Below are 12,673 nucleotides of genomic sequence, written 5' to 3'. Positions count from 1 at the left end.
GATATGGCAACCCTGAACCTTGCTCACCTTACTACCTTCAGGATGGTCATCAGCCGGGGCAGTTTCTCCGGGGCAGCAGAAGCTCTCGGACTGTCACAGCCAGCCGTCAGCCTGCAGATAAGACAGTTGGAGCAGGTATTTCAGGCCCGTCTTATTGAGAGAACCAGCCGGGGAATAAGGCCAACGCCTGCTGGAATGACTCTATCTGAGCACTGTATGAAAATTGATGCAGTGGTAAGTGCGGCGGTTGAATCAGTGTCCCTGCATTCAGACGATATAACCGGCACCGTCACTGTCGGTACCGGCGCAACGGCCTGCATTCATCTTCTGCCACCCTTACTGCAGCAGTTACGACAGACGCATCCTCTGTTGAAAGTGGACGTACGCACTGGCAATACTTCAGATATTGTGCGAGGCGTGGAAGAAAATCGTATAGATATTGGTCTGGTAACACTGCCGGCAGCAGGTAAATGCCTGAGCGTTAACCCTCTGGGTACGGATGAGTTTGTCATCATCATGGAAAAAGATACCTTAGGGCAGAGTACTAAGCCGCTGTCTCCGGACGACCTTTTGTCACTGCCGCTGATTATCTTTGAACCCGGAAGCGGGACCCGCGCCCTGATTGATGAGTGGTTCCGTTATGCCGGGCATGTTGCCAGTCCTGTGATGGAGCTTGGCAGTATTGAAGCCATTAAAAGGATGGTTCGTGCCGGTTTGGGCTACAGCATCGTTCCCCGCATGTCCGTTAGAAGCATGGGAGAAAGACAGGGGCTCAGCGTGTATTCCATGGTGCCCTTTCTGTACCGGACCCTCGCGACGGTAATGCGGGAGGATCGGATTGTCAGCAGAGGAATCAGCGAGGTGCTGAAAAGACTAAACGGCAGTTTTGCAAAAGATGAGTGAAGATAAATAACTGCTGGGATAACAGCCCAATGGAACACTTCTTCCGAAGCTTTAAAACAGAATGGATACCTCACACCGTCTGAGTTACTGGGTCCAGCGTGGCACCAGAGTTTATTTTGGCAAGAGCCGAGATGAAAATGTCAGGGTAGAGGCTGGTTTCTTAATCCCAGAGTTGTACCTTGAGAGACAAGAATATAATGAAAATTGAGCAATTGAGTACTCTGTCAGAAAGCCTTGATGAGTTAGTTGTCTTACTGAATGATTGTGTGGAAAGTGGGGCGTCCATCGGTTTTCTTGCGCCACTGGAAGCCGGTGAAGCAAAACGTTATTGGCAGGCGGTCGCTGCCGATCTGGCTGAAGGCGATCGTACGTTATTGGTAGCGCGTGAAGCGGAGCGCATCACGGGCGCAGTGCAGATCAGCTATTGTCCAAAGAAAAATGGCAACCACCGTGCTGAAGTAGAAAAACTAATGGTGCATACGGCATTTCGTCAGCGCGGCATTGCTCAGCAGTTAATGGCAGAAGTAGAACGCCAGGCACAGGCCAATCGGCGCACCCTACTCGTCCTTGATACCCGCACCAATGACACGGCATCCATTTTGTATCGTAAATCAGGCTATCAGGAAGCGGGGCAAATCCCACAGTTTGCTCGCAGCTCCGCCGGTACTCTCGATGGCACAACCTTCTTTTATAAATTGCTATAGAGGTTACCTCAGGTGAGTTGGTCGAACATTTGCTAATGGTTTCAACAGTCTCCTTTCACAGGATGAAAGTATAGGGGATTAACGTTCAGTCTGCCGAACAAGGGATATTCTGATAATTAGATGTAAAAATGATAAAAGCCCTGACTGTGTTAGTCAGGGCTTTTAAGGTACTACAGACTTAATATTTAACATTAATTGACTTAATAGTCTTACTACTATTGGTACTGCTTCAAATGTACACGTTTATAACAGACAATATTGGGTACTAAAAACTAACAGACCTCCCATATATTTACTGGTTTAAACCCCCAACCAACCTTACGAGACATTCAAAGGTATAGCTGGTACAGGTACATCCCCCATCGCGATATATACTCTTTGATGCGTGGCCTTACTCTCGTTGCGACATTTTACGAATGACTCAATTATCGCTCAATCGCAAACAATAAAGATTAAATCATAGCCTTACATCATCGCGCTTTCGTCCCATTTTGCGATTGTAGATACTGACTACGTGGCCTTAAGCATCATCAAGTGAGAATATTAAATTTTCTCAACATCGATTACCCATACAAAAATACTTCGTGGCCTTTATCGCAAAAATACTTATTAAAGAACGTACTCGTTATCTTTACTATAACAGCAATCTGAAACTTTACCGCTGTTGCTAACCAATTTACGGATTTTAAATACAGTGTCAATACTGTTTTTAATAACATGTTTTTAATAACAGTATTCATGAGGATGCCGATAAGGAAAACGTAAGAAAACGAGTCGTTTACGCCACTCAACCCTGCCGCGTAGCGTTTAATCTAATTTCAACGACCGTATGGCCGGTTGAGATTTTCTTTGTGTCAACGACGATAAATCCGCTTAGCCTCAGAATACCTTCCATATCTTTCAATGTCCTGTATCGCGTGCCATTCTGGCATATAACGGATTGGAAAAGTGCATTCATCAATAATCTTGGCGACGTCTCTTCTTATATTCTCAGCGGAATTTATATCTTTCCCTTTATTATCTAATTTCATAGCGAGGATAGATCAATAACAGCGATTATCGGAAAACTTTCTCACCAATATGACGTGCGGCATCGATACATGCCTCCGGTGTTCCCAGCTCCGGCATCAACAGCATTTCCGACGTCAAGACTGGTGCACCGCAGTAGTCAAAAATCCCATGTGTGATCTGCGCATGAAAGGCATCCGCGTAGCCACGCTTTGCAAATGTTCTCTGGTTGGCAGCCCCAAGAGCCACAAGGTGCACCGGTAAATGCCCCAGTTTCTTTATCACATGCCCATCAGCCGTTTCTTCATAGGCCCAGCCGTTTGCAAAAACGCGGTCAATCCAGCCTTTCAACAGCCCAGGCATGGACCACCAATAAATCGGGAACACCAGTACCAGCGCATCTGCGTTATCAATACGAGACTGTTGCGCAATAACATCAGGCGATGTTGCACCTGTACACTGAAAAGCCGCCATATCTGCCACAGAAAACACCGGATTAAAGCCTTCCTGGGTAAGATCTGCGATTTCAAACGTATTTTTCGGGTTTACTCCAACAATCCCTTCCGCAATGGAGGTAGCGACACTATGGGTGAGTGAGGTATTAACAGGATGAGAAACGACAAGTAATGCATGCATTCTGGGTACTCCCTATTGCCATAAAACGACGTCAGATATAGTCTTATATACTAACAGTAACCTACCATCAGTAAGTTACTTTTGGTATATAAGAATGTCAACAGGATAATATCGACAATGTCCAAACCGCAGGCACGACAGCGTTTATCAAGAGAAGAGCGCCATGTACAACTGATACAAGCCGCCTGGCAGATTATTCGGGAGGAAGGTACGGAGGCGCTGACGCTAGGGCATCTGGCAGAACAGGCTGGCGTAACGAAACCAGTGGTTTATGATCACTTTACTAACCGTTCGGGGCTGTTAGCTGCACTTTACAAGGAATATGATGCTCGCCAGACGGCGATTATGGATGGCATTATCCGTAAAACAGAACCTGTGCTTGACAAGCTGGCAGCGGTGATTGCCACCTCATACATTGATTGCGTGCTGCTTCAGGGACGTGAAATGCCCAACGTCATGGCTGCACTCACCGGCACTCCCGAGCTTGAACACATCAGGCAAGAGTACGATGCCATTTTCACAGAGAAATGCCGCGCTCTTTTTGCTCCATTCTGTGCAGACCAACCACCTCATGACGCTGCGCTACGGGCGATGATCGGCTCCGCGGAAGGATTATCTTATGCCGCGGTTAAAGGAATTATTACGGAACAACAGGCTAAGGATGAGCTATTCCATGTGATTATTTCTATGGTGAAAAGGTGCAGCGCTGGGCGCTAAAATCATAATAACAGCGTGACTGTGGCACGCCGTAAAGTAGACTTTATGCCACTTCAGGGATAAAACCCGCTTATAAAGAAGGTGACGGAACTCCATTTATAGCCCCAAGTGAATCAATACCTCCTTAGATATATATTAGACACATATTTCAGTCCAAATTAAGATGGCAGCCGCTGCACCACCACACATATGCCGCGACTGGCAGCAATATCATTTATGCCTTTCTCGGCAATGTATAGCCGCATGATTCATCGCGCCTGACGTCGCCTGTGCTGAATTCATCCAAAGCGGTTACCTCCCAACAAAGGACTTATCATGGCGCCCGAGCTATTTATCCTCATTCCAATCGCATTCATTGCAGGTGCCATTAATGCCGCCGTTGGTGGCGGTGGACTCATCAGTATGCCGATGTTTTACAGCACGCTTCCCCATTTCACACCAGCCCAAATTATGGGGATCGATAAGTTCTCTTCCGTTATGGGGCACTTAATGTCCATACGGCAGTTCGCAGCCCGATTGCGCTTACCGTGGCGACTCATGCTTCCAACGGTCCTCTCAGCTATCACCGGTGCCTACATTGGAATCCGTATGTTGGATTTCATGCCTTCCTCTTGGATGCGCCCGGTAATTATTGTGGTATTGGCGATCATGGTAGCTTACACATGGTTTCGCCCCAGCTTTGGAAGCCAGGATACCAGTAGGGAGCCAACACAAAGCGACCTCATCAAAGGTGCCGCTCTTGGGCTTATAATTGGATTTTATGACGGCTTCATTGGGCCAGGAACGGGCAGCTTTTTACTCTTCCTTTTCGTTCGTTTTTTCCATTTTGATTTTCTACGGGCAACAGCCTGCGCCAAGGTTGTCAATTTCGGCACCAACTCCGCCACGCTCATTTTCCTGATTCCAGCTGGACTGATTAATTACGGGCTTGCGCTACCGCTTGGTATCGCAGCCATTTTCGGTTCAATTGCAGGTACTCAGCTAGCGTTAAAAGGCGGGAATTACTGGATTCGTCGCCTATTTCTCATATTGGCGGTGACGCTACTCATTAAGCTGCTGTGGGAAACGCTCCAGCATTAATGCTTATTTGCGCGGGTCAGCGCTAGTGAAAACCCCTGACTCATGGCCCGCATCAATAATGACGCTGATATCACCGCAGTTCACCATGGTTTAAAATTGATCGAAATCAATAAAAAACCAGTAAATACATTAATTTACCTTTCTATACACCCCACCTTTTGACCTTCCCGTAGGGGGAAGGTGTAACGTCATAGCATGTGATTCCAAGATAATGACTCTATTGAGGGGAAGTAATGATGAAGATAAAGATGATGGCGGTACTACTCGGTCTGACATTAAGCGGCTCAGGTTTTGCAGCGACGACTGACGCCAACGCTTTTCTAGCCAAGCAAGGACTGGCGGGAAAAACCGTCGAGCAGATCGTCGATGTTATCGATCAATCGCCGCAGGCAAGACCTCTGCCCTACAGCGCTGCCATTACCAGCAAAGAACTGAAATTATCAGATGGGCAACAGCAATATAGCTATCCTCTGGGAAATAAATTCTATCTCTCATTCGCCCCTTATATTCAACAAACGCATCCCTGCTTTAACCACAGTTTGTCTGGGTGTCAGGGCGAACTCGCCAATACAGCGTTTGACGTAAAAATCACGGATAAAGCTGGTAACGTTATCGTGCAGAAAACCCTAAGTAGTCACCAGAACGGTTTTGTTGGCGTCTGGTTACCGCGCAATATTGAAGGCACGATTAATGTTACTTATCAGGGACGCATCGCAAGCTCACCGTTTGCAACCTATGACGACAGCCAGACCTGCATGACGACATTGCCATTGAAAGAACGAGTGTAGAGAGAAGCTTTGAGCACGGATTGAGAAACCCAGCCGCAGCGCTGGGTTTCTTATTTAAAGGAAAAACAGACGAATTATCGAACTTAGACCGCACGTAGGAAACACTCATACCACGCCCGTATCCACGCGCTTCCCGATATCTTTTAGCTGCGAATATTTTTCTAACAATCCGGGCATGTCGTCAAGACTCATGGCAAACATCCACATATAGGTCATTACCGAATAGATATGTCCCGCGTTCGTTCCGCCGTTAAGCGTCATATATAGGATCGTCAGCGAAAACAGCACGGCAGCCGCTGCACCAATAGATAAGTAACCCAGTGCCTCACGATCCGACAGGCGAATACGCAGCCCAGCCAGCACGTGATAATGTTTGGCCAATGAAGCCGCCGTCGCACTGCTGACAAAGCCAACTTCCTTTTCCAGACGGTTATTTAATTTGCCGAACAGGACTTCATTTTTCCGCGTGTAACTTGGCAAGAACAGGGCAAAAAACAGCAGAATGACGATGCAGGCAACGCCCGCCCAGGATTCAATCACCAGCAGCATCACGGCCGCGCCGATGATCGACGCCAGCGACGTGATCAGCACTGGGAGGTGGATTTCAAAAAAATCTACGAACTCGCGTGACAGCGCCACTCGCGCCGCAATGGTCGAGTGGCTGTGGTTTTCTTTTCTCTGCACCAGAATAACCGGCACCGCCAGTGCAGCGTAAATACGGGCGAACGTGCGGGTATCCACACTCCGTCGCGCTGCGCCAATCGCCCACATAATAAAAACCATCAATGCATACAATATCGCATGCCAAGGCTGAGCATTCATAATCGCGTTAATGGCGAAGCCCGCCATCAGAGGATAGAGCAGATAAGTCACATTCTCCGCCACGACTAACAGCAGCGTGAGAATCAGTTTTTTGCCATGCAGCTTTCCCAGTTTTTTAAGGGTGACAGCAGCACTATGCGATACCTTGACCGGTTCGCTGATATTATGGGTTTGCATGAGAATACTATCTAACAGAGTTATACTTGAGCGGTCGCTCAAGAACAAAAATTGTATTTGAGCACTTGCTCAAAGTCAACACGGGGACAGTAATGAAAGAGACGACGAAAGCGCTAAAAGACAAAATCCTTGATGGCGCAATCGAGCTATTTATTGAGAAAGGCATAGAGAAAGTGACAACGCGCGAACTGGCAGAGCACGTCGGCATTTCGCGCAGCCATCTTTATCACTACTTTCCTGACTGGCAGACGCTGTCGATTGAGGCGTTAACGGTGTTTATGCAGAAAGATTTGGAAGACGTCGCGGCAGAAATCGCCACACTAGCACCGAAAGAGAAACTGCACGGGTTGGTGAAAAATTATCTGCCAGATACCACTGACGTCATCTGGAATCTTTATGGATCGCTATGGCAATTGGCGATTCACAATACTGCTTACGCAGCGCTCGCCCATGTGATGACAGAGAAGTGGTCTGCCTTACTGGAAAACATTATTGCATCAGGCGTTGCGTCCGGAGCCTTTAAAAGTGCCGATACCCAGCGAGTCTCCCGCCAGTTGGACGCACTGCTAAACGGCTATTCTGACCATCTGATTATTAACCCAGCGCCTGACGATTTTCAGCAAGCAATTGAAGATATTGATGATTTTATACAACGTGTGTTGTGAAGTGCATAAGCAGCACATAGCGTACAACGATTAATGTGTACACGCGCTATTCCAACACACATTAATCGCGGATGTTGCATGCCATCTTTGATTGAACGGTGCTAATCAGATAAACATGCTTCGTCAGCATTTCAAACTGAATGACATCATTTTCAGCCAGGATAGGGATCGCCTCATCGGGTGAATTATCATTAACATTCTTATTCATCGCGATATTGTTCACCACCAGCCGGTTCTCCTCCCAAACAGAATCAAAACTGAACGTGCGCCGGATCGTCAGCGGTACGTCATTTTCACCAATGTAAAAGCCGTTGACCAAAACCAGCGCCCTATTTTGTTTATTAAGATAAAAATAGATGTCATATTCCTTTCTGACGCGCGGCTCTTCTGATTTAATCTTCACCTCCGCCTGACATATCAGCGGTTTTCTGTATAAATTGCTTTTTAAATAAAAAACGATCCCCAGAGAGAATGAAATAAAAAGCACCACCATGGTGCAAAAAATCTTCTTCCTGACTTTAATTATTAACATAAGTTACACATCTCTTCCCATCTTTTTTGCAGGAAATAACGATTTCACACTTCTTATCCAGCATTTCAGATATAACGATTTTTTTCGACAGGAAGAACAATGTGTTATCTAAACACAGATTTTCATAGTCGGTAGGGAGAGGATAGCCAACGCTGTCATATAAATAAAAAAGATCGCATTTCCCTTTCATCTTCACGTCGGCAAGGTGTCGGTACGAGAAACGGTTTACGTTCGCCAGCACGAGCAGGAAAACCCCGACTATCGCTGCCCAGATAAGAAGGAACTTGATGTATTGCTGCTTTCTTACTGGTTCAGGAATAGCATGATGTTCTATAGAAAATGGCTTTTTTTCTTCATAGAAATTTTCTCCAAATTCATCTTCAGCCTCCTGATTTAACTTTTCTTTCTCTTCCTCTCCCATATCCTTCTTAAGATGCAAAACAATACTTTCAGCGTTAAAGACAATACCCATTTTAGGAATAGTCACTATCGAATCTGAAAGGTCAAACTCGCGCAATACCTTCCTTAGTAGAGAGAGGTAATTGTTGAGATTATTAAGAGAAGGACAAAGCGCATGCTTTTCCAGTGCCTCCGTTAACAAAAAATCACGGCTTAGCGTTACCCCTTGATTCTCTATTAATAAGCAGAGCAATCGTGAAATAGGAAAATTCACAGAGGTTGCTTCATTTTCACGTTCTATCCATGCCAGTGTCCCCTCTCCCTCGTTGAAAATGATTAAATCATTAATCAAATAAACCATTCGACCTTTTTCCATCAAGATTAGAGGCACTATTCATTTGTTACAATAAGATTATAGATACGCTTTCTTATGATCATAAAACCTACGGAATAGTCTGAAAAATCGCTGCAACAAAACAAAAATAGGTTATCTATAAAAGTAAAATCGATTATATACATAGTCTTATCGATGCTATCTTCGGCAAGGATAAAAACTTACCCATTTATTGTCAAAGATTATTTAACTTTCATTTAGTCACTGTCTAAACAAAAAGACATTTCATTATTTTTATAAAAAAACAACCATTTCACACTATCATGGAACAGAAAACAGATCCTAAAATAACGTATTGAATTAACATGATTTATATCTAAAAATGATATTCCACCCTTGAATAAAACCAAAAATAAGAAAACACACAACAGAATAAAAACCTAAATAATTGTAAATTTAAAACACATAGACTAAATAAATATATTTAAAGCAATATATTTGACCATAAAATCAACCATCATTACTATTCACCTCGTTCCAGAGCAATCAACTGGACAGGCTGGGAAATATATCCACCACATGAAAGGTGGTAAGCCGTCAGTCAATCAATAGAGAAGGTTTTATCCGTTATGTATGAATACGGTGAGCACTCATGCGTAGCGATCATCTTTTAAATAGAGTAACCAACAGAGAGAGCATAATATGAAACCATCAATAATCACCTTGGCATCCCTCATCTCCGTGATATTTTCTGTCGGTGCCTATGCCGCAGATTCACATAATGGATCGGTGACGTTTAAAGGAAAAATTATTGATACGCCCTGCTCAGTTTCTCAGCAAGATCTGCATCAAACTATTGAGTTTGGCGAAATCAGCAAAACCGTGCTGGAAAACGGCGGCACCTCAGAAATTAAGCCGTTTGATATCACATTAAAAGATTGCAGTCTGGATACCGCAACCAGCGCCAAAATTGTTTTCTCCGGCGGCGCGGCATCAGGCACCAATAATGAGCTGCTGGCATTAAACGGCAGTGCAACCGGTGCAGGTATTGCCGTAGAACGTATCGGCGAAAAAATTAAATTCGACGGAACAACACCAGCCGTTCCTGCTACGCCGCTGGCAAACGGAGATAATATTTTCTCCTTCACGTCTTATGTCGCCAAACTCCCAACCCCACAGGAAGGTCAATCACCAACAATAACTACAGGGGCTTTCTCCAGCACAGCTAATTTTGTTGTGTCTTATCAATAAAATATTTATGCGCTAGCAACAGGGTATCGGTAACCAAACGGGGAGGTCTCCTCCCCCTATACCCTTTCTTTATTCCACATGTCGTTTGACATGAATGGACACCACAGTGCTGCATCTGCTTAAGCATATATTCCTATGGAAATGAAGAACATTACACTCAAAGAAAAAATACAACCCGCATTATTTCACTATGGTATTTTTATTTTTTCTTTGAGTACAACATCGCTCAGTGCAACGGAATTTAACATTAATGTACTGGATGTCGATGAACGTAGTGACATTGATCTTAGCCATTTTTCCGACCCCGAATACGTCACGCCTGGCACCTATCTTTTATCGATAAAAGTAAACGCACGTGAAATACAGCAGCAGATGATTAGCTACCTGCCGGAAGGTAATCATCGCCCTCGACCAACGGCCTGCCTCTCGACTGAACTCGTCGATAAACTGGCACTGAAAAAAGAAGCACGCGACCAAGTTGAATTATGGAATAACGGCACGTGTGTCGATCTGACGCCAATTGCTGGCGTCAAAATATCGAATCAAATAGGCATGGGAACGCTAAATATTACCATTCCTCAAGCCTGGCTGGTGTACAGCGATCGCAACTGGATTCCGCCCGAACAATGGGATCACGGCATCAACGGCGCGCTGCTAGATTATAACCTCGTCGGGAACGTACGCCGTGATACCAATGGCAGAGGCACATCACACTATCTCAGTAGCTACGGCACGACCGGATTTAATCAGGGAGCCTGGCGCTACCGTGCCGATTACCGCTATTTTCTGCAAAAATCGCGCAACTCGAATCGCGATAGCTTCTCGTGGGATCAGTTTTACGCTTATCGTCCGCTTCCCACCCTGTCAGCCGATCTCAAGCTGGGTGAAATGTATTTCAGCAGTAATCTGTTTGATAGCTATCGCTTTACCGGCGCGTCATTAGCCAACAACGAGAACATGCTTCCCCCTTCGTTGCGTGGCTACGCGCCCGAAGTTCGCGGCGTCGCCAAATCAAACGCAACAGTGACCGTTACGCAAAATGGCAGGCTGATCTATGAAACCACCGTTCCTGCTGGCCCTTTTGCGATTCAGGATATGAAAAACGGCGTCAGCGGGACGTTGGATGTCCGTGTGACGGAAGAAGACGGTACGGTAACGACGTTCCAGACCGAGTCGGCCAACCTGCCTTACCTAACGCGCCCCGGACACGTGCAGTACAAACTCGCCGCAGGTAAACCCTCGAACACCAACCATCGTCTACAAGGCCCAGCCTTTTCTGCTGCCGAAGCCTCATGGGGATTATCCAACGCGTGGTCGGTGTACGGCGGCAGCATTTTGTCCAATGGCTACCAGTCTTGGTCGGCAGGTATAGGGAAAAACCTCTACCTGCTGGGCGCACTGTCCGCAGATATCACACAGTCGCGCGCGACGCTTCCGACAACGTCCTCGTCGCAAATGGGGCATGCGTTTTCGCTTAACTGGTCTAAATATTTCAATTCGATCGATAGCCAGATCAGTTTTGCCGGCTATCGCTTTTCAGAGAAGACCTACATGAGCATGGCGCAGTATCTCTATGCGCTGAATCTTGATAACCGCTATCGCAATGAAAAAGAGCGCTACACCATTACGCTCTCAAAAAACTTCGCGACGCAAGAATCATCCTCGCTGCTGAACGGGCTATCGACCTACGTTACCTATACGCGCCAAACCTACTGGAATGAAGCCGAGCAGGATCGCTACGGAATTTCGCTCAACAAGTACCTTGATATCGGCGCATTTAAAGGAATTTCTGCGAACTTATCGGCCTACCGCACCGAATTCAACCGCCGCACCGATGACAGCCTGTATCTGAGTTTTTCTATTCCACTCGGAGAAAAAGATCGCCTGAGCTACAGCATGGGACGCTATAACGACGGCAGCAATCAAGCGCTGACCTATTCCAATAACGCCGATCCGCGTCGTACCTGGAATCTGAGCACTCGGCACGACAGCAAAGAAAACATCTACCTGAGTGGCAACTATACCCATCTGGCACCGATGACGGATGCCACCGTGGGCGTCGCCTGGCAGCAAGACCGCTATACCTACCTGAACGGCTCACTGCGCGGAGGGATTACCGCAACCCGCCACGGCGTCGCGGCACATCCGAAAGGCAATCAGGGCGGCACTCGCATCATGGTCGATACGGAACAAGCGGGCGTACCGTTCTCTGGCAGTCAGGTCGAAACTAACCGCTATGGCCTGGCCGTGATTGCTGGTAGCAGTAGCTACTACGATGTGTCGACCCGCATCGATATGCAGAAATTACCGCAAAATATTGAAGCCATGACGACGGTGGTTCAGGGCACGCTGACCGAAGGCGCGATTGGCTACCGCAAATTCGACGTAGTTAGCGGAGCAAAAGTCATGGCACACATTGCGCTGGCCGATGGCAAATATCCTCCGTTCGCCGCCCAGATCAAGAACCAGAAAGGCCGCGATATCGCCATGGTTACCAACGGTGGACAAGCCTATATCACGGGCGTATCACCTGACGAAACGCTGTCCGTCATCTGGGAGGGGAGAACCCAGTGTTCCATCACCCTGCCCGCCACCTTAAATCACCTTGATGCGCTGCTGCTTCCCTGTAAATAAGCGGCGCGAAAAATATAGAGAAG

General features: G+C 46.6%; 12 protein-coding genes. 8 read left to right on the top strand and 4 right to left on the bottom strand.

Annotated features, from left to right (window positions below; all coding sequences use genetic code 11):
- Window positions 1-3: 3 nt before the first annotated feature.
- Both GZ59_RS04300 and GZ59_RS04295 read left to right on the top strand, forming a co-directional pair.
- A complete protein-coding gene (locus tag GZ59_RS04300; RefSeq protein ID WP_011092557.1) occupies window positions 4-903 on the top strand; it encodes a LysR family transcriptional regulator in 900 nt (299 codons plus the stop codon).
- 197 nt (window positions 904-1,100) lie between these two features.
- Window positions 1,101-1,607: a GNAT family N-acetyltransferase gene (locus GZ59_RS04295; protein WP_011092556.1), complete on the top strand. Its 507-nt coding sequence runs from the start codon at window positions 1,101-1,103 to the stop codon at window positions 1,605-1,607.
- Between the two features lie 1,056 nt (window positions 1,608-2,663).
- Here the strand turns inward: GZ59_RS04295 and GZ59_RS04290 are convergent.
- Window positions 2,664-3,251, bottom strand: a complete 588-nt coding sequence (locus tag GZ59_RS04290) for an NAD(P)H-dependent oxidoreductase (RefSeq protein WP_011092553.1) — start codon at window positions 3,249-3,251, stop codon at window positions 2,664-2,666.
- A gap of 117 nt (window positions 3,252-3,368) precedes the next feature.
- Here GZ59_RS04290 and GZ59_RS04285 point away from each other — a divergent pair, with 117 nt between their 5' ends.
- From GZ59_RS04285 to cueP, 3 genes are all read left to right on the top strand, one after another.
- Window positions 3,369-3,968 (top strand): TetR/AcrR family transcriptional regulator, encoded by a 600-nt coding sequence (locus GZ59_RS04285; RefSeq protein ID WP_011092552.1) that lies wholly within the window; start codon window positions 3,369-3,371, stop codon window positions 3,966-3,968.
- Window positions 3,969-4,283: 315 nt separating this feature from the next.
- Window positions 4,284-5,048 carry a sulfite exporter TauE/SafE family protein gene (locus GZ59_RS04280; protein ID WP_011092551.1) on the top strand — a complete coding sequence of 255 codons (765 nt, stop codon included), beginning with the start codon at window positions 4,284-4,286 and terminating at the stop codon, window positions 5,046-5,048.
- A gap of 251 nt (window positions 5,049-5,299) precedes the next feature.
- Window positions 5,300-5,836 carry a copper-binding periplasmic metallochaperone CueP gene (cueP, locus tag GZ59_RS04275; RefSeq protein ID WP_373365831.1) on the top strand — a complete coding sequence of 179 codons (537 nt, stop codon included), beginning with the start codon at window positions 5,300-5,302 and terminating at the stop codon, window positions 5,834-5,836.
- A 105-nt stretch (window positions 5,837-5,941) separates the two neighbouring features.
- Here cueP and GZ59_RS04270 read toward each other — a convergent pair whose 3' ends face one another.
- Entirely contained in the window at window positions 5,942-6,835 is an 894-nt protein-coding gene (locus tag GZ59_RS04270; RefSeq protein ID WP_011092549.1) for an ABC transporter six-transmembrane domain-containing protein, read from the bottom strand.
- Window positions 6,836-6,927: 92 nt separating this feature from the next.
- Between GZ59_RS04270 and GZ59_RS04265 the strand changes: the two genes are divergently transcribed.
- Complete coding sequence (locus tag GZ59_RS04265; RefSeq protein WP_011092548.1) at window positions 6,928-7,500, top strand: TetR/AcrR family transcriptional regulator; 573 nt, start codon at window positions 6,928-6,930, stop codon at window positions 7,498-7,500.
- Between the two features lie 61 nt (window positions 7,501-7,561).
- On the opposite strand, the gene GZ59_RS04260 is transcribed toward GZ59_RS04265, so the two are convergent.
- Together GZ59_RS04260 and GZ59_RS04255 are read right to left on the bottom strand one after the other, a co-directional pair.
- A complete protein-coding gene (locus GZ59_RS04260; RefSeq protein WP_226302337.1) occupies window positions 7,562-7,903 on the bottom strand; it encodes a FidL in 342 nt (113 codons plus the stop codon).
- A gap of 115 nt (window positions 7,904-8,018) precedes the next feature.
- Window positions 8,019-8,792 (bottom strand): winged helix-turn-helix domain-containing protein, encoded by a 774-nt coding sequence (locus tag GZ59_RS04255; RefSeq protein WP_039290380.1) that lies wholly within the window; start codon window positions 8,790-8,792, stop codon window positions 8,019-8,021.
- 675 nt (window positions 8,793-9,467) lie between these two features.
- Here GZ59_RS04255 and GZ59_RS04250 point away from each other — a divergent pair.
- Window positions 9,468-10,016 carry a fimbrial protein gene (locus tag GZ59_RS04250; RefSeq protein ID WP_011092545.1) on the top strand — a complete coding sequence of 183 codons (549 nt, stop codon included), beginning with the start codon at window positions 9,468-9,470 and terminating at the stop codon, window positions 10,014-10,016.
- Between the two features lie 135 nt (window positions 10,017-10,151).
- Window positions 10,152-12,650, top strand: a complete 2,499-nt coding sequence (locus GZ59_RS04245; RefSeq protein ID WP_039290377.1) for a fimbria/pilus outer membrane usher protein — start codon at window positions 10,152-10,154, stop codon at window positions 12,648-12,650.
- Window positions 12,651-12,673: the final 23 nt, after the last annotated feature.

It is taken from the genome of Pectobacterium atrosepticum (genome assembly GCF_000740965.1).
GTDB classification, from domain to species: Bacteria; Pseudomonadota; Gammaproteobacteria; order Enterobacterales; family Enterobacteriaceae; genus Pectobacterium; species Pectobacterium atrosepticum.
The sequence above is the reverse complement of the archived record's forward strand: the minus strand, read 5'-3'. Positions and strand labels throughout refer to the sequence as shown.

Excerpts from the sequence above, each read along its gene's own strand:
- GZ59_RS04285 (WP_011092552.1), top strand. The coding sequence starts at position 3,369 with ATGTCCAAACCGCAGGCACGACAGCGTTTATCAAGAGAAGAGCGCCAT.
- GZ59_RS04255 (WP_039290380.1), bottom strand. The coding sequence starts at position 8,792 with ATGGTTTATTTGATTAATGATTTAATCATTTTCAACGAGGGAGAGGGG.
- GZ59_RS04265 (WP_011092548.1), top strand. The coding sequence starts at position 6,928 with ATGAAAGAGACGACGAAAGCGCTAAAAGACAAAATCCTTGATGGCGCA.
- GZ59_RS04295 (WP_011092556.1), top strand. The coding sequence starts at position 1,101 with ATGAAAATTGAGCAATTGAGTACTCTGTCAGAAAGCCTTGATGAGTTA.
- cueP (WP_373365831.1), top strand. The coding sequence starts at position 5,300 with ATGGCGGTACTACTCGGTCTGACATTAAGCGGCTCAGGTTTTGCAGCG.
- GZ59_RS04245 (WP_039290377.1), top strand. The coding sequence starts at position 10,152 with ATGGAAATGAAGAACATTACACTCAAAGAAAAAATACAACCCGCATTA.
- GZ59_RS04270 (WP_011092549.1), bottom strand. The coding sequence starts at position 6,835 with ATGCAAACCCATAATATCAGCGAACCGGTCAAGGTATCGCATAGTGCT.
- GZ59_RS04280 (WP_011092551.1), top strand. The coding sequence starts at position 4,284 with ATGGCGCCCGAGCTATTTATCCTCATTCCAATCGCATTCATTGCAGGT.
- GZ59_RS04290 (WP_011092553.1), bottom strand. The coding sequence starts at position 3,251 with ATGCATGCATTACTTGTCGTTTCTCATCCTGTTAATACCTCACTCACC.
- GZ59_RS04250 (WP_011092545.1), top strand. The coding sequence starts at position 9,468 with ATGAAACCATCAATAATCACCTTGGCATCCCTCATCTCCGTGATATTT.
- GZ59_RS04300 (WP_011092557.1), top strand. The coding sequence starts at position 4 with ATGGCAACCCTGAACCTTGCTCACCTTACTACCTTCAGGATGGTCATC.